An 18891-nucleotide genomic window follows, 5' to 3' on the forward strand; every position below is an offset into this window, starting at 1 on the left:
GAACGGCAGGTTGGTTGATCAGCACAAATCAACCAACCTGCCGTTCTAAAAACTTACTTACTCTTTCACCGTATACCCGGCCTTTTTCAACTCAGCCGCCGTAAGATTGATCACGTTGACGTCCAGCTTAATGGGCGACAGAGGTGTATCGGTAGTGTCGGTTTTAACGGCAACGATGGCATCGATCACGTCCATCCCCTTAAACACCTGACCAAACACCGTATACTTATCATCCAGGCGGGCAAGCCCGTTCTTATTCTGAACAATGTAGAACTGGCAACCCGCCGAGAGCATTTGCGGGTTATTGTCACGCCCGGCGCCAACGGCTCCATACACATGCCTGATGGCCGGTACAAATTCCGGTTTCAGCAGATAAGGCGAATCCGCAAAACCGGCTGGCGTATCGGGGCAGCCACCCTGCGCCACGAAGTTGTTGATGACTCGATTAAACGTTAGTGTATCCCAGTAATTTGCTTTCGCCAGTTTCATAAAGCTGGCTTTATGGTTGGGCGTCTCGTCGTAGAGCCAGAAAAGTATCTCACCCTTAAGGGTTTTTATTTGCCCGACAGGATACGTTTTGACTGGTTTGGTAATCGGCGGTGTCGATAAGGGGAGTAGGGAGATGAGCAGAAGTAGCAGTGTATGCATAGGCTATAACGGAACAGTTTAGACGGTGAAGGACTCAGGTGCAATATAAATCACCCCATTGATTTATCCGCCGTTCGACTATCTGGTTTTGGGCCTTATACAACGTGAATAATGGGCTAAACTATTAGATTGTCAAGTTATTCAGTGCCGTAGGTACGCGACCTTTATTTCTTGTTACGTACCTACGGCACGTGGACCTGCAGCCCACTTTTACTACAAACATTAAGCCGCTATGCGCGCCCAGCGGCCATTGTCCATATTATACAGAGCCTTTTTGAAGCAAACCTGGGTTCATGTGTCTAAAAAAGAATCTAGATAGGATCCGTCATTGTTTACAAAAGTTCATATTTACGCATTTAATGGAGTCTGTACCTTCTTGTTTGACCTCCCTTGTCAATTTTGTGTTTAATCGGCTGGCTATTTCGCTGGAATCATCAGCACTATGATTACTTCACCACCTTATACATCATACCGTCTGATTTGGTCATCAGGTAGAGTTCACCAGTCGCGTCCTGCCCGATTCGTAGATCGACTTTATTGGCGTTGCTGAGTTCTTTCAGGGTTGTTGGCTGGCCATCCAGTCGGAGTGGAAACTCATAAATGGTCGCCTGGGCCCCTTCTCTGACCTCCTTAAGATTAATGGAGAAGACCCGCCCCCGGACGATTTCACCAAAAATGTATTTCCCGGCCAACTGCGGCAGTTGCTTCCCGGTATACTCGAATCCGCCGATGATGGCGTTGCCCTCGTCGTGGTCGAATTGCGCCACCGGATACGAATAGCCGTATCGGGAGTCATTTTTAGGCAGTGGATAGATGTTGTTTACGTTGGCGGTCGAGTCGATCAGGAAAGTACCTTCCCGGTCAGGCCAGCCGTAGTTTTTACCCGGTTTAAGCAGATACAGGGATTCGATTTGGCGCTGACCAATATTGGCAACCAGTATTTTTCCGTCTTTGGTCCACGAAATCCGGTTGGGGTTACGAAAGCCTGCGGCATAGACTTCATCCAGTCCATTTTTACCGACAAATGGATTCGATTCGGGAATGCCATACTGTCCGTTTTTACTCGTTCGGCCTGCCGGGTCTATGCGGAGAACTTTACCCCAGACATGGTTTTTGTCCCTGGCGATAAATGGATACCCTTTCTCAACGGCCCCGCCATCGCCCACGCCAATATAGAGTAACCCATAATCCTGATCGTTGGGCCTTGCGTAGGGATTGAACGCAATTTCCTGCATACCATGAATCTGGTCGACCACGTTTATCCGCAGTAACTCGCGGGGCCTCCCGGTCAGCACGCGCGAACGGGGATCAGCGACGGTCCATTCATTGACTACCCATTGCAATCGGACAGGAATGCTGTCAGCATAGACGAAATCAGCTTTTGCGGCATCTTTGGGTTCCGAATGGGTCGTATAAACGAGCCCGTTTTTAGCATAGTCCGGGTGGAAGGCGAAACTACCTAAGCCCGTTGCCAGGCCGGGCGTATTGATGAACTTCTTAAAATGCTCAGTGGCATCAAAATACACATCGGGCTGGTTGTTTGCCGGTAAAATGTAAATTTTCCCCTGTAAATCAGCCACCATCGTCTCTTTCGTGATTGGGTGGAAGCCCATCTTGTTGATCCGTGTGAGGGGCTGCCTTTTGTTCGTAAACGGAAACTGAACGACCTTTTGTAGATTCAGGGCAATATAGGATGGGGCAATAGACGGAACAATCGGGTTTTCCACGGCTATTTTTCCAGTAGAGACACGAACGATGGGGGCGGGTTTTTCAAGAATATAGGCAACCAGATCATCAAGTTCAGTGGGTGTTAACTGCTTGAAATCAGGCATAATCGTGCCGAATTTTTTGGCTTTATCGAGCGCCCTTGCCACCTGTGCATCGATCTGGGCTTTCGGGCTTTTAATAAAATTGACCAGATAATTATGGTCCAGCACTCCCTTTAGCCCACCCAACTGCGGGCCGATGCCGTCCTGCTTAAAATTATGGCAACCGGCACAGTTGGCGTCAAATAGCTTTTCTCCACTACGCATATCCTGGGCAAATGAAGACCCGTATCGCAGAACAATAAGTGCTAAAAGAACAAAAAGCCGACCGGGCGCTGCAAGAAAAGGGTGGTGAAACGAGTGCATAAGGGTAATGATATGAATTGCCAAACGGTTGAGAGAAACGGGCTAACACACTTGTCGACTAGTTGTGGTTGACAAACGCATTATCTGAACAAAGCCTGAAGACTGGCCTTATCTAATTTCGTAGCGTAAATTATTTTAGTTGACAACAAGACTATGTGGCCTATAAGGCCATTTATTAGATGGTCTTAGGGCAGTCGGTAAAACACCTGTACCGTCATGACGCAGCCGAGAAAACATCTGTATGGGCAGAAAGGATACGGGTTAAATTTAGCGACAGTTAAACCCTTGCCCCCAAATCAGAATCATAGAAGCCACTGTTGTGGAAAAATAGATATACATTCATCTATCCCAACAACTCACCTGCGCTATACTATATGAACGCTTATTTGTCTCTTTTCTTTATGCTGATGGCTATGGCTGCGTCGGCACAAAATCGCCCTCAGCCAACGTATTCGTCCGATTGGAGACGGGCCGACTCGATGGCATCCAAAGGGTTGCCAAAATCATCACTGGAAATCGCCAATCGAATTTATAAAGAAGCCAAAGCAACCCATAATTACCCGCAGGTAGCCAAAGCGGCTATGGCCCGGATGATCTTTCGTAGCTATTCGGATGAGGACGCCTATGTCGAGCTTGTCAAATCCCTTCAACTCGATATCATTGAGACACCCGAACCCGCCAAATCCGTTCTACAGTCAGTGATGGCAGATATCTACTGGCGCTATTTTCAGCAAAATCGCTTTAAGTTTTACAACAGGACGACCGTAAACCAGATCACAAAAGGCCCGAATGGAGGTGGTAAATCAAAACCTGTCCCAACGGCTACTAATCCAGAGAAACCGGCAGATACAACCGCCGATTTCAGAACCTGGGATGCTCCCCATCTTGTCGAAGCGATAACAACCGCTTATCTGGAGTCGCTGAAAGCCAGCGAACTGTTGCAAAAAACACCCGTTGCCGCCTATGATGTCCTACTCGAAAAGGGGGACACCGATGCCCGGCCACTTCGCCCAACGCTGTATGATCTGCTGGCACACAGGGCCATTGATTTCTTCCAGAATACGGAGCCTGACCTGCTGAAACCGGTGTTTAAATTCGATCTTGACCAGGCCAGTTATCTGGCTGACCCAGAGGTGTTTGCCCGAATAACCGTTCAAAGTCGGGATTCGTTGTCGGGCCGTTATCAGGCGCTGAAGCTGTATCAGCAATTGCTGGCTTTTCACTTACTGGATACGACACCCGATGCGTTGGCCGATGTCGATGTGCTTCGGCTACAGTTTGTGCATCGGCATAGTGTCGTCCCAAACAAAGATTCACTCTATCGGCAAGTTCTTGAAAAACAGGCTATCCGGTTTAAAAATCAAGCTGCCGAAGCGGCTTATGGCTATCAACTGGCTGCATTTTTAGCGAATTATGGTAGTGCCGTTCGCCCGCTCGACGAGGACGATGCGCTTGAGCCTGATCGCCCGAATCCATTTCGCTGGAATAATAAGAAGGCCGCTGATATTTGCCAGGATTTGATTCGCCGTTTTCCCGCAACAATGGCCGCCAGACAGGCCAGTCAGTTGCTGGATCGATTAATCAAACCCTCTTATTCACTGGAAGTAGAGCACGTAAATGCGCCCGGCCAACCGTTTCGGGTATTGGTAAACTACCAGAATATTGGCAAGGTACTTTACCGGGTCATAAAGATCAGCGTTCCTGAATTGCAGGCCTATTGGAACAGGGCAAACGAAGAAAGTCAAAAGAAGTTTTTTAGCGCACTTTTGAAACGCCCCTTCGCGCTTGAGAAATCCGTTACGTTGCCCAATGATGGCGATCTGAATCGGCATGCTGTAGAAATGCCGGTTTCGGGTTTGCCTATTGGCCATTACCTATTGCTGGCAACGAATGAGGAGCGATTTCAGCTAGAGTCAGAGCTGGTCCAGCATACAGCATTTACGGTATCGGGCCTCGGTTATGTCGCCTTATCTGGCAACGGTGCGGAATCGAGTCAGTTGATTTATGTAACCAACCGGCTTTCCGGTGAGCCAGTGAAGAACGCGTCTGTGACGTTGGTGAATACCCCGTCGCTCATCGCGCTCAACAATTCAAACGCCAGCCAAACCGATGCAGATGGCCGCCTGAAAATTCCGGTTAGTGTTATGCCCGTGCAGGCTAATTTTCAATACCTGATCACGGCTGGCACAGATACACTGCTTTCAGACATGCAGTATTATTATCGATACAACAACCGTGGAGAAAGTGAACGCCCCCAGACTTACACCAAACTATTCACGGACCGGGCGATTTACCGGCCCGGCCAATTGATCTATGTAAAAGGCTTGTTGTATAGTGGGAAAACGAATCAATATGACGTTACTGCCGACGAGGAGGTTGCCATTGAACTGCTCGATAACAACGGGGAGCGTATCGCCCAACAAACGCTCAGGACTAATGAATTTGGTACGTTCTCGGCTACATTTACGGCCCCCACGGGTCGGCTTACGGGCACGATGAGCCTTCAAACCAGCCATGGCGGTACCAGCATTCGGGTAGAAGAGTACAAGCGGCCCACCTTTGAGGTAAAGGCCGACCCGATAAAACAGTCGTTCAAGCTGGGTAGTACCGTGACGGTGACGGCGCTGGCCAGGACGTTTTCAGGGGCGGTTGTCGATGGGGCGGCCGTTCGCTACCGAGTAACGCGTAAAATCCGGCAGCGGTGGGATTGGGGGTATTATTCCTGGAGCCGGGGCTCGCGTAACACAAGCCAGAGCGAGATTGCAAACGGAACGACACAGACGGATGCGCAGGGGAATCTCAAGATCGCTTTTACCGCAACGCCCGATCTGGAGAAATCGAGGCAGGACAATCCCGTTTTTGAGTTCGATATAACCATCGATGTAACGGATAAGGCAGGCGAAACGCGCAGTGCTACCCAAACGCTCGCTATAGGTTACTCGGCCTTGCAGGTTAGTCTGGCAATTCCCGAGCAGATCGAGAAAGATAAGCCGGTTTCTTTTCCGGTGAAGATTACCAATCAATCGGGCCAAAAAGTCTCGGCCAAAGGGCAGTTGACCGTTTATCGCTTACAACCACCCAGTCGGCCCTTACGGAATCGGCTATGGAATCGCCCTGACAGGCAATTGTTGAGCCGGGCAGAATTTGAAAAACTTTTTCCGAACGATCTGTATGCGAATGAAATGAATCCGAGAAGCTGGCCCAAAGGAGAGCTTGTTCAGCAGCAGTCGATCAACGCGCCCGCTGACTCATTGATCAAGCCGACTATAAGCCGATATGCTCCGGGCGACTATGTGGCTGAGCTAGCGGTTGTCGATTCTTCAGGCGAAACCATAACAGAGCGCGCTTTTTTTGCCGTTGTCGATGACAACCAGCCAGTAGCCTCGGCCCGCCCTGACAGCTGGGTGCAGGTGCGTAAGGCTACCGCTGAACCAGGCGAAGAGGCCATTTTTTGGGTAGGAACCAGTCAGCCGGGCTGGGTATTGATGACCGTTGAAGAAAATCAGAAAATTGTGCGCCAGGAGTGGCTAAAGACCGAGGGGCGGCCCCGGCGAGTGGCCTTGCCCGTTACGGAGAAACAACGGGGTGGCTTCGCCGTCCATTTTGCCATGATCCAGAACGGACGGCTGTATCAGAAATCCCAAACCATTACGGTACCCTTCACCAACAAGCAGCTGACCATCGAAACGAAAACCTTTCGGAACAAGCTTAAACCCGGCGAACGCGAAGAATGGACATTGGCCATTCGGGGATTGGACAAGAAACCCGCAGAGCTGGTCGCTACACTTTACGATGCCTCGCTCGACGCGTTTGACCGGCTCGATTGGCCCACATCGTTTTACCAGTCGTATCAACCTAATTTCTATGGCTGGCAAACCAGCAGTTTTAATGTTCTGGGAAGTAATGCACTTTTCTATCGCTACCGACCTGAGCCGCCCGCACTCGGGCGCCGGTACGATAAATTAGGTTGGCTAGGCTACCGGTTCTCCGCGAATGGTAGTCGTCCATTTACACATATTCCCGTTGGGCCATTTGGCGTATCGGGCGATGCTATACGGATAACCGTCCGTCGGATGGGTAAGATCATCAGCGGTACCATGAAACTCAAAAATGGATCAGCCGTACCGGACGTCAGCGTATTTATAAAGGGGACAACGACGGGCGCATTGTCAAACGAAAAAGGACAGTTTTCATTAACCGATCCTTCACCCGAAAAACAGATTACGCTAGTTTTTTCGACGGTTGGTTATATAACGAGTGAAGGCGTTCTCAAGCAAAAATCGGCCTCATTCCAATTAATACCTGATGCCTTGGCGCTCAGCGAAGTGGTTGTCGTTGGGTACGGAACAGAAAAGCGCCGTAACGTAACAGGTGCCGTTGCTAATGCTAAAATGGCCGCGCCTATGCAGGCTGGTGCAACGGAATTAAGCGAATCCGTCGCTGCAGATGGGACAGCACCCGTAGCGATGAAATCGCCCACATCGCCAGCAATCAACCCCCGCCGTAATTTTAACGAAACGGCTTTTTTCATCCCACAGGCGCAAACGGATAAAGAGGGTCGGGTAGTTCTGAAATTTACCATGCCCGAAGCGCTCACCCGTTGGCGGCTGCTGGCCTTCGCGCACACGAAAGACCTGAAAACAGGTACGCTGGAACGGGAGATCATGACGCAGAAGGAACTGATGATCACGGCCAACGCCCCCCGTTTCCTGCGGGAAGGCGACACCATCCGGCTAACCGCCCGAGTGAATAACCTAAGCGAAAAAACCCTCCCTGTACTGGCGAGCCTTTCCCTACTGGATGCCCTGACCGGTGAGCCAATCAATCAAAAGCTGACGAAAGCAAGCTTGCAATCGACGGTCAGTATAGCTCCTGGAGCCGGACAGGTCGTTGGCTGGACGCTGATTGTTCCGGTAGGTTTGGAAGCTGTCACGTGTCGCCTGACGGCGCAATCAGGGCTGTTTACCGATGGCGAAGAAGTTACGATTCCCGTACTGCCCAACCGGATGCTAGTTACCGATACCAAACCGTTCTGGGTAAACGGGTCGGGGCCGCGCGCTACAGAAACAAAAACCTTCGTATTGAAGGAACTCGCTAACCTCTCGCCCGAATTACCGGTGCAGCACGAGCGGCTCACGGTAGAAGTAACGAGCAACCCAGGCTGGTATGCGCTACAGTCGCTGCCGTATCTGATGGAATACCGCTACGAATGCGCCGAACAGTTATTCAGCCGAATGTATGCCAATAGTCTGGCCGCTCACATCGTCAACAGTAAACCGGCTTTCAAACAAGTGATTGCTGAGTGGCAAAAAACGCCATCAACAGGCCCGCTCCAGTCGAACGAGGAATTGAAAGCCGTTGCGCTGGAGAACTCGCCCTGGCTGGCCGATGCTCGCTCAGAAACAGCCCGACAGGCGAAATTGGGCCAACTGCTGGACGCCAATCACATGGAACGCGAAGAGGTGCAGGCGTTCGAAAAATTGATGCAACTGCAAACCGAGAGCGGTGGTTTCCGTTGGTTTGGCGGTATGGAGCCAAACCTGGCGATGACCCTGCACATTTTGAGTGGCTTCGGTCATTTGCAGAAACTAGGCGTTATGTTTCCAGTCGAAATGCAGGCCAGTTTGAGCGATATGCAGACTCGCGCTATTAAGTACGTCGATGCAGAAATGAAGCAATGGTTCATCGAACAAAAGAAGATTGATGAGCAGAAGAAAGGCAAAATGGCGTACTCCTGGTATTTCTCGGCCACACAATATCTGTATACCCGTAGCTTTTACCTGAACATACCCATCGAAAAAGCCGTACTGGCTTATTTAAAACAACGGGTGGCCGACGATTGGTTAAATCAAAGTTTGCAAGGGCAGGCGTTGAGTGCCCTGGCGCTCAATCGATTCGGGGATACCAAAACGGCAGATGGTATTGTGCGTTCGCTACGCGAGCGGGCGCGGGAGTCCGACGAGTTGGGCATGTACTGGCCCGAAAACCAGAGCGGGCTGTATTGGTACCAGACACCCATTGAAACGCAGGCTTATTTGATCGAAGCTTTCGACGAAATCAAGCAGGATCGGGCATCCGTCGATGCCATGAAGCGCTGGCTGCTCCGGCAAAAACAAACGCAATCGTGGTCGTCGACCAAGGCTACCACCGAAGCCGTTTACGCGCTCCTGCTGCGGGGGAGTGACTGGCTTAATACAGGCGTAAATACACGGGTAAGTCTGGGCGGGCAGCCCATTGACAATCGCGTAACGAAGTCGGACGCTATCACGGGTTATCAGAAAGTGACGTATGCGGCTAGTGAAATCAAGCCGGAGATGGGTACGATACAGATCTCAAAGACAGGCGACGGCCCGGCCTGGGGCGCCTTGTACTGGCAACATTTCGAACCACTCGACCGGGTTATGCCGGGTAGCGCGGGCTTGTCTGTCCAGAAAACACTCTACGTGCAGCACGATTCGCCCGGCGGACCGGTCATTACGCCTGTATCCTCAGAAACTGCCATCAAACCAGGCGATCTGATCAAAGTACGGCTCGTGCTCAAAACCGACCGCGTTATGGAGTATGTTCACCTGAAAGACGGGCGGGCATCCGGATTTGAGCCCATTGCGGCTCTGTCGGGTTATAAATACCAGAATGGTCTGGGTTATTATGAATCGCCCCGCGATGCCAGCACGGATTTCTTTCTGAGCTCCCTACCTGTTGGCACCCACGTATTCGAGTACGATCTGCGGGTTGCCCAAACGGGCGATTTCTCGGCGGGTGTGGCTACGGTTCAATGTTTTTATGCCCCTGAATTCTCCGCACATTCTGCCGGTGAGCGGGTAAAGGTGAAGTAAGACAGACCGTTTGTGCTACACAACCGCAATGGCTTCCAGCTCAATGCCAAAGCCATAGTGTAGTGGTGAGCAGGGCACGACAGAGCGGGCAGGCTGGTGGTCGCCAAAGAATCGGGCATAGACTTGATTGACCGTACTCCAGGCCGAAATATCGGAAATGAAAACGGTTACTTTCAGGACCTTGTCGCGTTGACTACCGGCCGCCTGTAGAATAGCGTCGAGATTGGCCAGAATCTGTTCTGTTTGTTCGGCAATGGTGGCAGTGCTTAGTTTTTCGCCGGTTGGTGTAATGGGCAAAATACCCGACAGATAAATTTGTCCATTATGAACAACGGCTTGCGAATAATGGCCACCCGGTACGGGCGCATTCGGGGTATCGATGAATGTCATGGGCGTTTAGTTATGATATGCGTAAAACGACAAACGCTATATCCTGAGATACAGCGTTTGTTGATTCTGGATAAATATGTCTGTCTTAGACAATGGCATCGATCAGAGCCGTTACCACGGAAACGACGATACTGAAAAGCAAGGCGGCAATAAAGCCACTGACGTGAAAGTTAGGAATCAGATAAGCTGTCAGATAAACCATTAATACGTTAAGAACCAGCAGGAACAGGCCGAGCGTAATAATGGTAATCGGAATGGTCAGAACCGTAAGAATGGGCTTGATAAAGGCGTTTAAAAAGCCTAACACAATGGCCACGATGATATAGGTACCGGCTCCGCCCGAGACAGACACGCCCGGAATGAAATACGCGGCTACCCAAACGGCCACTGCACTGATAAGAATACGGATAATAAGTCCCATAAATGATAGGTTTAAATGGTCAATGATGAATGCTACCTGTGGCAGAACAGCCTGCGTTTAACAGAGAACACGGAATCTTGAACATGAAACCCGATTCTATTGTTTGACGTGGCGTGTCTGCAACACGGCGACAATATCGTCTAAATTCATATTTTTCTGTTCCAGCAGGACCAAAAAATGGAACAATAGATCAGCGGCTTCTCCTTTGAACAGATCGTCGTTATCATCTTTGGCTTCGATCACCAGCTCAACGGCTTCTTCGCCAACTTTCTGCGCAATTTTGTTCACACCCCGCTCAAATAGGCTTGTGGTATATGATTTGTCAGATGGATTTACGCGCCGGTCGTGAATGATACCTTGCAGGTAGTTCAGAAACTGCCCCTTGCCCGTATTGACTTCATCAAAGCAGGTATCAGCACCCGTATGGCAGGTTGGACCGGCGGGTGCCGATTTGATCAGGAGCGTGTCGCCGTCGCAGTCGATCAGAATTTCCCGAACGTGCAGGAAATTATTGGACGTTTCGCCCTTGGTCCAGAGCCGTTGTTTGCTTCGGCTAAAAAACGTGACCACGTTTTCGGCAACGGTTTTGTCGTAAGCCTGGCGGTTCATATACCCCAGCATCAGGACTTTACCGGTTTCGGCATCCTGAATTACCGCCGGAATGAGGCCGTCGGGGGACTTATCAAAGTTAATCTCGGAATTCATGCCGCAAAGGTAGTCGTTACGACCGAATCGTTTCTACAAAGGCGCGAATGCTCTCAGGCGATGTGCCTTTTTCGGACAAATGCCGGATAAACGCACTACCGACAATAGCCCCGTTGGCAAATTGACTGGCCGTATCGAAGGTCTCGTGATTGTTGATACCGAAGCCAATCAGCCGCGGATTACGCAGGTTCATGGCCTGAATACGCTCGAAATAGGCTTTCATGGTGTCATTGACGCCCGTTACCGAGCCGGTGATACTGGCTGACGAGACCATATAAATAAAGCCATCGGACTCGGTATCGATAAATCGAATGCGTTCTTCGGTGGTCTGGGGCGTAATGAGATGAACATTCAGAATGCCGTATTTACGGAAGGTCGGCGCGTATTCTTCCAGGAACAAATCCAGCGGAAGGTCAGGCAGAATCACACCATCAACACCCACTTCCTGACATTTCTGGCAGAAGTTCTCCACGCCAAACTGCAGGACGGGATTGATGTAGCCCATCAGCAGAATGGGCACCGTAATGGGTTCGCCGTGCGTAGCGTTCCGGCAATCGGCCAGTTGGGCGAAAAGCGTTTTGATCGACATGCCATTGTCCAGCGCGACACCGTTGCTTTGCTGAATGGTTTCGCCATCGGCAACGGGGTCGGAGTAGGGCATACCAATTTCAACGATGTCAACCCCGGCCGCTTGTAGCCCCCGCAGAATGGTTGTAGTATCGTTCAGGCTCGGATATCCGGCAGTAAAATAAACGTTCAGCAACCGCTCGCTTTTATGCGCGAACAGGCTGGTGATGCGGTTTGCAGTAGCCTCAACCATCTCGGTTGGCTCTTGCTGGGTTAAGGATTGTGTCATTTAATAGATTCGCAGCAAGCCAAGTAGTACCGCTCCGGCGGCCATCCCGGTCGGCTGCTAATGGATGATTTCCTGGACAATTATACAAGTAGCAGCCGACCGGGACGCCGGAGCGGCACTACAAAAACTTCGAATACGTGCTTAAGTCTTTATCGCCACGGCCGGAGAGGCAAACCACTACGACATCGTCGGCGTTGAGGTTCATTTTCTCCAGTGCGGCCAGCGCATGGGCTGTTTCCAGTGCCGGAATGATGCCTTCGAGCTTGCTGAGCTGGAAACCAGCCTGCAGGGCTTCGTCGTCGGTAATGGCATAGAAGTCGCCACGGCCCGATTCGAACAAGTGAGCGTGGAGCGGACCAATGCCCGGATAATCCAGACCCGCCGAGATGGAATAGGGCTCCGTTACCTGGCCATCTTCCGTCTGCATCAGAATCGTGCGGCTACCGTGCAGCACACCGGGTTTACCCAGCGCCGTGGTGGCGGCCGAATGCCCCGTGCTGATACCCTGACCAGCGGCTTCGGCCGCTACCAGCCGTACAGAAGGTTCGTTCAGGTAATGATAGAATGCACCAGCGGCATTGCTGCCTCCGCCCACGCAGGCGACCATATAATCAGGATTTTCGCTGCCTGTTTTGGCGAACAATTGCTTCTTCACTTCTTCGGAAATAACCGACTGGAACCGCGCCACCATATCCGGGTAGGGGTGAGGCCCCACTACCGAACCGATGATGTAGTGTGTATCTACAGGGTTGTTGATCCAGTGGCGCATAGCTTCGTTGGTGGCGTCCTTTAGCGTCTGGCTACCCGACGTAGCCGGAACAACTTTGGCCCCCAGCATCCGCATTCGGTCGACGTTAGGCTTTTGCCGCTCCATGTCGATGCTGCCCATGTAGACAATGCATTCCAGTCCCATCAGGGCGCAAACCGTCGCCGTCGCCACGCCATGCTGACCGGCGCCCGTTTCGGCCACAATCCGTTTCTTACCCAGCCGTTGCGCGACCAGAATCTGCCCGATGGTGTTGTTGATCTTGTGGGCGCCCGTATGGCAAAGGTCTTCGCGCTTCAGGTAAATCGTAGCACCGATATGAGCCGACAGGCGTTTAGCCAGAAATAACGGCGTGGGTCGGCCGACATACTCTTCGAGCAACTGCCAAAACTCGGCCTGGAAAGCAGGATCGGCAATAATGTTCAGGTAATTCTGTCGTAATTCTTCGACGTTAGGGTAGAGCATTTCAGGAATGAATGCTCCACCAAAGTGGCCGTAAAAGCCTTTATTAGATACCTCGAACGAGGTTTGTGGGTCAAGAGTGGTTTGCATGATACTCAATGCTTTACTAAGCGTAAGCCGATGGTCGGCAGGTGATCGAAATCGTTGTCAGTTGTGTGTAACTCCATATCTAAATATAGAGCGGTAGCTGCAATCGCGACGGCGAACCGCCAAATATCATTTTTGCCCAGTTTCGGGCAGACGAGTTCAGTAGTGCCGTTTGTAACTTGCCCTGACTAAAGGCGTCAATTTGAGCATACAACTGCGTGATAGGTAGCGTAATGTCGGCAATAGGATAGTCACCAAACAAATGTTTCATCCTGTAAACCTTCTGCACTCCCCAGTCCGATTTTAAAGAAAATCCTCTAGTTCTCCAACCGCAATGATCGGGATGACTAAGCGGTTTGAAATGCTTGAATCTTTGCGTATGGCGTTAATTAGAAGGTTAGTGTCGAATATCGTTTACGATTCCTTTCTTCTTCTAAAATTTCATCCATCCGGCGATTCTCTTCTTCTGTAAAATCAATACCAAATTGAAAAGGCTATTTTGGTGAAACAGCATCTAAAAAACGCTCAACGCCCCAGCGTTTACTATCTTCAGGCTTATATACATTTGACCCTTGTTCCTTAATGGTAGGGATATGTTCTAATTCTTGTTCTTTCGTCGTTTCCATCAGCCTTGTCGTTTAAGCATGTAACAAGATTTTACTTCTGGCCGTTACCGACTTATTCTACTTCCTCCTCAACAGGCCGGAGCCGGGTGATGAGTTCTTTTACTTTGGCGACATCTTTCAGGCCGGGCGACAGTTCGACCTGGCTGTTTACGTCTACGCCATACAACTTCATGCCTTTCAACGCGGCCAACTGATCGAGGTTGTCAAGGCCAATGCCGCCACTGATGAAAAATGGTTTCTCGTTATCATACCGGCTCAAAATGCTCCAGTCGAAGGTATGGCCGTTACCACCGGGTTGTTCACCTTTGGCGTCGAACAGGAAAAAGTCGCACTGGGCTTTGAAATTGTTCAGCATCGAAAAATTAAACGACTCATCGACCCGAAACGCCTTAATGATATTGATACCCCGATTGCGCAGGCTCCGGCAATATTCCGGCGTTTCGCTGCCGTGTAACTGCACGTATTGAAAATCATATTTCTTGACAGAGCGAAGAATCAAATCCGGGCTGGCGTTGACAAACACGCCCACTTTTCGAATGGAGCGAGGCAACCCTTTTACCACTTCAGCATCTAACTCGTCGCCAACAAAGCGGGGTGACTGATCGTAGAAGATGAACCCAACGAAGTCAGGACCAAGGGCGGCAATCTCTTGCAGGTTGTTGGCATCACGCAGACCGCACACTTTGATTTTCATGGCTGTACAAGTTAAATTGATAGCGTATTATTGATGGAGTATTGAGTAACTAAGTTGGCCAGCGCTTTCGCCGGATCGTCCGTTTTCATAAACGCTTCGCCAATGAGAAAGCCGTCGAAACCCGCCCGGAAGAGCGTCAACATCGTATCAGCATTGTGCAGGCCACTTTCGGTAATCTTGGCAAAGCTGTCCGGAATCTTTTCTACCAGCCGCAGCGACGTATCGATAGAGGTCGTGAAGGTTTTAAGGTCACGGTTATTGACACCAACCAGGTCGATATTGTACGATAACGAACGGTCTAGTTCCGCTTCGTCGTGTACTTCGAGCAATACCTGCAGGCTCAAATCGTGGGCCTGAAGACTGAGTTCAGCGATTTCCTCAGGCGTCAGACAGGTGGCAATGAGTAAAACCAGATCGGCGCCCCAGGCTTTGGCTTCGATCAACTGATACCGGTCAATGACAAAGTCTTTGCGCAGAATAGGCGTTCCGGGATTTGCCAGCCGGGCGGCCTGTAGATCGGCGGGGGTTCCACCGAAAAACGGCTCATCGGTCAGGATGGACAGCACGGCGGCACCCGACTTTACATAACCCTGGGTCGTCGCGACAATGTCGGCCTGGTCGTTGATGATCCCTTTGGATGGAGACTTTCGCTTGAATTCGGCAATGATGCCTGTTGAATGTAAATCCTGCACCGCATCCCGCGATGACAGACATATGCGTTTAAAATCGGGGAGTTGTTCCAGCACCGACACGGGTGTTTCGGCTTTACGCTGTTCAACTTCAATGCGCTTTTGGGCAATTATTTCGTCGAGAATCGTCATGCTATCAACTTCTTAAAACACGCTAACGCCCGTTTGCTTTCCAAGGACTCGCGCGCCATGGCAACGGCTTCTTCGCGAGTTTCGGCCTTACCGGCAGCCAGTAGCGCCATTGCTGAGTTGGCTAAAACTGCCTGCTTTTGGGCCGTCGTGGATTCGTCATTCAACACGTTCAAAAATATCTGCGCCGACTCATCCAGCGTGTGTCCGCCAGCCAGTGATTCAGGGGTTAGTATATCCATCCCTAAGTGCTCTGGTTCAAGGACTTGCTCGCTCGTATTGCTGATAACCTTGAACGCGCCCGTCAGTGAAATTTCATCGTACCCATCCAGGGCATGCAGAATCATAAACCGCTTATCGGTTTGCTGATAAAGGTACGCATATAATCGCGCCAATTCAAGATTAAACACGCCAACAAGCTGTTTAGCAGGCTTTGCCGGGTTGATCATTGGGCCGAGAACATTGAAAAAAGTTTTCACTCCCAAATCGCGCCGAATGGGAGCTACGTTTTTCATGGCCGGATGAAACAGGGGCGCGTGGAGAAAACAGATGCCTGCGGTATCCATTTTTCGCTGTAACTCGCCAACATCGTTGGTAAATTGATACCCAAGCCGTTCCATAACCGTCGATGATCCGACCAGCGACGAGACACCATGGTTCCCATGTTTGGCAACGCACTGACCGGCGCCAGCCACCACGAAAGACGACAGCGTCGAAATATTAAAGGTATCTTTTCCATCGCCCCCCGTACCGCAGAGGTCCATTGGGTCGTAGGCATCCAGATCAACCGGTAAACAAAGTTCAAGCATCGCATCCCGGAAGCCTTCGAGTTCTTCCAAACGCAAACTCCGCATCATATAAACCGTCAGGAATGAGGCAATTTGCGCCGGGTTATACTCGCCCCGGCCAATACCCAGCAAGACTTCCCGCGACTGGTCTTTGGTGAGGTGTTTGTACTCAAATAAGTGGTTTAGAATGGCTTTCATCAGATTCTGTCTGGGCCAAGCTCCAGCTTGGCCCGTGTAAAATTTCCCATTCAGTGGCCAAGCTGGAGCTTGGCTCAGACATTAAATTTTCAACCAGTTTTCTAACATCTTCACACCATTCTCCGTTAAAACGGATTCTGGGTGAAATTGCAGGCCTTTTACATCAAAGCGCGTATGAGCCAGCGCCATAACACGGCCATGTTCATCCACGGCCGTTGTGCGTAAATCGGCGGGCATCGAATCGGCAACGACCGTCCAGGAGTGATACCGGCCAACGGTCAGTTCGTCGGGAATGTCGGCAAAAATGGCTTCCGAACGATCCAGAATGGCGGCTTTGTGCGCCACTCCGTGTAGCACATCACCCAGGTTTTCGAGGGTTGCGCCGTATACTTCGCCAATGCCCTGATGGCCCAGGCAAATGCCTAATATGCTTTTCGTGGGACCATACTCACGTACTAAATCCTGCATGATACCCGCTTCGGAAGGGATACCTGGCCCCGGCGAAAGCATGATTTTGTCGTATTGGCCAACCGCATCGAGAGCGATTTTGTCATTTCTGACGACATCGGGCCGATGCCCCAACTCCCGCAGAATATATACGAGGTTGTAGGTGAATGAATCGTAGTTATCTAAGACTAGCAGTTTCATCTTTTTGTGGGTTTCGATTTATGGTATTCAGTTTACGGAAGACTGACGATCCAGACGTCAGCACACCATAAACCGAAAACCATAAACCATTATATAGTTTTCGCTTGTTCAATAGCCGTTCTCAGCGCAGCCAGCTTGTTGTGAACTTCCTGTAATTCGCTTTCAACGACCGACTTCGCCACGACACCAGCGCCTGCCTGGTAGTAGAGCGTATTGTCTTTGCTCATAAACGTGCGGATCATGATGCAATGGTTGAACTCGCCATCGAAACCCATGTAGCCGATGCTGCCCGCGTAGAAACTACGGCTTATGTTTTCGTACCGGTCGATCAGTTGCATGGCATTGTGCTTGGGCGCTCCCGAAAGCGTTCCGGCGGGGAATGTTTCGGCCACGATCTGAAGCGGGTCCGCCGTTTCGGTCAACTCACCGACAACTTTCGAGACGAGGTGAATAACATGCGAATAATACTGCACTTCTTTGAACGTCTCCACTTTTACTACATCGCAATTCCGGCTCAGGTCGTTGCGGGCAAGGTCGACCAGCATAACGTGTTCAGCCGATTCTTTCGGGTCGTCATATAGTTTCTGAGCAAGTTCGGCGTCCCGAATATCGTCGCCCGTACGGCGGAAGGTACCCGCAATAGGGTAGATGGTCGCCTGCCGATTCTTGACAACGATCTGTGATTCGGGCGAAGAGCCGAATAGTTTATAGTTGCCATAATCGAAGTAGAACAGATAAGGGGAGGGGTTCAGGGAACGTAAGGCCCGATACACGTTGAATTCATCACCAACGAAGGGTGTAGAAAACCGACGTGACAGAACGATCTGAAATACATCGCCCCGCTGGCAGTGGTCTTTCCCTTTCTGGATGACGCCCCGAAATTCATCATCCGTGAAATTAGATTCCTCTGGCCCCGCCGGACTGAACGAGTAAGTCGGGTAATTACGACCCGTAATTAGGTCGCTGATATAGTCTAACGTACTGTCGGATTGTGTTTCGCCATCGCGCAGGTAGCTGTGCTCAAATAAGTACAGTTCATCTTTAAAGTGGTTGATTGCCAGTACGTACCGATAAACCGTAAAGACAGCCGCCGGGATCTGGTTTTCGGTGGGAACGGGCGCGTGGAGTGTAATGTCTTCGAAACTCTGCACTGCCTGGTAACCGAAGTAGCCGAATAAGCCGTTGGTGATGAACGGGAATGGCGCTTTTTCGTGCTGGAAACTATCTTTAAACTGTTGCAGCGCGTCCAGCATAGACTGTTCGTCCAGCGTACTTGTTTGCTCGTTATCACCTGGCATTCGGGTGGTCAGTAGTCTGGCTTCATAAGAGAAGCTGGCCACAGGGTCGAAGGCGATATACGAAAAACTATTGTCGTTGCCGTGGTAGTCAGAGCTTTCGAGCAAAATACTGTTCAGGAAACGGTCGCGGATTCGCAGATAGATACTGACCGGGGTGATGATGTCGGCCAGCATCCGTTTGTGGCGGCTGACAACGCGGTAGGTGGTTGGCTGGGTTGTGATCATGTTTTTGTTAGGCTGGAATGCTGGAAAAAATGGGCAAAAAAATAAGGCTCCCCGGGATGCGGTGAGCCTTTGTATATATGTTGGTAAACAACAATAGCGGCAACCTCATCCCTGTTGAGAAGAGTGCCACCACCAAATCATGTTGTTAACCGAATTATTCATGTTTTCTCCTATTGTTACAATGTAACGTCAATGCGCTTGCTGAAACTTGTGTCGGGGTGGCGGGATTCGAACCCACGACCTCTACGTCCCGAACGTAGCACGCTACCAGGCTGCGCTACACCCCGCCTTGC

The 18891-nt window shown here is 50.7% G+C and carries 15 protein-coding genes and 1 tRNA gene; 1 reads left to right on the forward strand and 15 read right to left on the reverse strand.

Annotation, left to right across the window (positions count from 1 at the left end; translation table 11 throughout):
* Positions 1–57: 57 nt before the first annotated feature.
* Complete coding sequence (locus ACYVAM_RS04320) at positions 58–648, reverse strand: peptidylprolyl isomerase (RefSeq protein WP_461064305.1); 591 nt, start codon at positions 646–648, stop codon at positions 58–60.
* A gap of 446 nt (positions 649–1094) precedes the next feature.
* Positions 1095–2804: a PQQ-dependent sugar dehydrogenase gene (locus ACYVAM_RS04325; protein ID WP_461064307.1), complete on the reverse strand. Its 1710-nt coding sequence runs from the start codon at positions 2802–2804 to the stop codon at positions 1095–1097.
* A gap of 350 nt (positions 2805–3154) precedes the next feature.
* On the opposite strand from ACYVAM_RS04325, the gene ACYVAM_RS04330 reads away from it, so the two are divergent.
* Entirely contained in the window at positions 3155–9616 is a 6462-nt protein-coding gene (locus ACYVAM_RS04330; RefSeq protein ID WP_461064309.1) for an alpha-2-macroglobulin family protein, read from the forward strand.
* A 15-nt stretch (positions 9617–9631) separates the two neighbouring features.
* Here the strand turns inward: ACYVAM_RS04330 and ACYVAM_RS04335 are convergent, their stop codons facing one another.
* The 13 genes from ACYVAM_RS04335 to ACYVAM_RS04395 form a co-directional block, all read right to left on the reverse strand.
* Positions 9632–10006, reverse strand: coding sequence for a RidA family protein (locus ACYVAM_RS04335; RefSeq protein WP_461064311.1), 375 nt, complete (start codon positions 10004–10006; stop codon positions 9632–9634).
* An 85-nt stretch (positions 10007–10091) separates the two neighbouring features.
* On the reverse strand, positions 10092–10427 hold the full coding sequence (locus tag ACYVAM_RS04340; protein WP_461064313.1) for a phage holin family protein: 336 nt from the start codon (positions 10425–10427) through the stop codon (positions 10092–10094).
* Between the two features lie 96 nt (positions 10428–10523).
* The gene (gene hisIE, locus ACYVAM_RS04345; protein ID WP_461064315.1) at positions 10524–11132 is read right to left on the reverse strand and encodes a bifunctional phosphoribosyl-AMP cyclohydrolase/phosphoribosyl-ATP diphosphatase HisIE; all 609 of its coding nucleotides are present in this window, start codon (positions 11130–11132) and stop codon (positions 10524–10526) included.
* 16 nt (positions 11133–11148) lie between these two features.
* Positions 11149–11988 (reverse strand): tryptophan synthase subunit alpha, encoded by an 840-nt coding sequence (gene trpA, locus ACYVAM_RS04350; RefSeq protein ID WP_461064317.1) that lies wholly within the window; start codon positions 11986–11988, stop codon positions 11149–11151.
* Positions 11989–12106: 118 nt separating this feature from the next.
* Entirely contained in the window at positions 12107–13306 is a 1200-nt protein-coding gene (gene trpB / locus ACYVAM_RS04355; RefSeq protein ID WP_461064319.1) for a tryptophan synthase subunit beta, read from the reverse strand.
* Positions 13307–13385: 79 nt separating this feature from the next.
* Entirely contained in the window at positions 13386–13574 is a 189-nt protein-coding gene (locus ACYVAM_RS04360) for a hypothetical protein (RefSeq protein WP_461064321.1), read from the reverse strand.
* 223 nt (positions 13575–13797) lie between these two features.
* The gene (locus ACYVAM_RS04365) at positions 13798–13929 is read right to left on the reverse strand and encodes a hypothetical protein (protein ID WP_461064323.1); all 132 of its coding nucleotides are present in this window, start codon (positions 13927–13929) and stop codon (positions 13798–13800) included.
* Between the two features lie 52 nt (positions 13930–13981).
* Positions 13982–14623: a phosphoribosylanthranilate isomerase gene (locus tag ACYVAM_RS04370; RefSeq protein ID WP_461064324.1), complete on the reverse strand. Its 642-nt coding sequence runs from the start codon at positions 14621–14623 to the stop codon at positions 13982–13984.
* Between the two features lie 11 nt (positions 14624–14634).
* Complete coding sequence (trpC, locus tag ACYVAM_RS04375; RefSeq protein WP_461064326.1) at positions 14635–15444, reverse strand: indole-3-glycerol phosphate synthase TrpC; 810 nt, start codon at positions 15442–15444, stop codon at positions 14635–14637.
* On the reverse strand, positions 15441–16427 hold the full coding sequence (gene trpD, locus ACYVAM_RS04380; RefSeq protein ID WP_461064328.1) for an anthranilate phosphoribosyltransferase: 987 nt from the start codon (positions 16425–16427) through the stop codon (positions 15441–15443). Before trpD ends, trpC begins: the two co-directional genes overlap by 4 nt.
* 81 nt (positions 16428–16508) lie before the next feature.
* Positions 16509–17075, reverse strand: coding sequence for an anthranilate synthase component II (locus ACYVAM_RS04385; RefSeq protein WP_461064330.1), 567 nt, complete (start codon positions 17073–17075; stop codon positions 16509–16511).
* An 89-nt stretch (positions 17076–17164) separates the two neighbouring features.
* On the reverse strand, positions 17165–18598 hold the full coding sequence (locus ACYVAM_RS04390) for an anthranilate synthase component I family protein (protein WP_461064332.1): 1434 nt from the start codon (positions 18596–18598) through the stop codon (positions 17165–17167).
* Positions 18599–18811: 213 nt separating this feature from the next.
* Positions 18812–18885: transfer RNA gene (locus tag ACYVAM_RS04395), tRNA-Pro, on the reverse strand.
* Positions 18886–18891 lie beyond the last annotated feature (6 nt).

This window comes from Spirosoma horti (assembly GCF_054776595.1).

What these genes read in the sequence shown, in the direction of transcription:
- ACYVAM_RS04320 (WP_461064305.1), bottom strand. Translation starts at nt 648, where the DNA reads ATGCATACACTGCTACTTCTGCTCATCTCCCTACTCCCCTTATCGACA.
- ACYVAM_RS04330 (WP_461064309.1), top strand. Translation starts at nt 3,155, where the DNA reads ATGAACGCTTATTTGTCTCTTTTCTTTATGCTGATGGCTATGGCTGCG.
- ACYVAM_RS04335 (WP_461064311.1), bottom strand. Translation starts at nt 10,006, where the DNA reads ATGACATTCATCGATACCCCGAATGCGCCCGTACCGGGTGGCCATTAT.
- ACYVAM_RS04340 (WP_461064313.1), bottom strand. Translation starts at nt 10,427, where the DNA reads ATGGGACTTATTATCCGTATTCTTATCAGTGCAGTGGCCGTTTGGGTA.
- hisIE (WP_461064315.1), bottom strand. Translation starts at nt 11,132, where the DNA reads ATGAATTCCGAGATTAACTTTGATAAGTCCCCCGACGGCCTCATTCCG.
- trpA (WP_461064317.1), bottom strand. Translation starts at nt 11,988, where the DNA reads ATGACACAATCCTTAACCCAGCAAGAGCCAACCGAGATGGTTGAGGCT.
- trpB (WP_461064319.1), bottom strand. Translation starts at nt 13,306, where the DNA reads ATGCAAACCACTCTTGACCCACAAACCTCGTTCGAGGTATCTAATAAA.
- ACYVAM_RS04360 (WP_461064321.1), bottom strand. Translation starts at nt 13,574, where the DNA reads ATGAAACATTTGTTTGGTGACTATCCTATTGCCGACATTACGCTACCT.
- ACYVAM_RS04365 (WP_461064323.1), bottom strand. Translation starts at nt 13,929, where the DNA reads ATGGAAACGACGAAAGAACAAGAATTAGAACATATCCCTACCATTAAG.
- ACYVAM_RS04370 (WP_461064324.1), bottom strand. Translation starts at nt 14,623, where the DNA reads ATGAAAATCAAAGTGTGCGGTCTGCGTGATGCCAACAACCTGCAAGAG.
- trpC (WP_461064326.1), bottom strand. Translation starts at nt 15,444, where the DNA reads ATGACGATTCTCGACGAAATAATTGCCCAAAAGCGCATTGAAGTTGAA.
- trpD (WP_461064328.1), bottom strand. Translation starts at nt 16,427, where the DNA reads ATGAAAGCCATTCTAAACCACTTATTTGAGTACAAACACCTCACCAAA.
- ACYVAM_RS04385 (WP_461064330.1), bottom strand. Translation starts at nt 17,075, where the DNA reads ATGAAACTGCTAGTCTTAGATAACTACGATTCATTCACCTACAACCTC.
- ACYVAM_RS04390 (WP_461064332.1), bottom strand. Translation starts at nt 18,598, where the DNA reads ATGATCACAACCCAGCCAACCACCTACCGCGTTGTCAGCCGCCACAAA.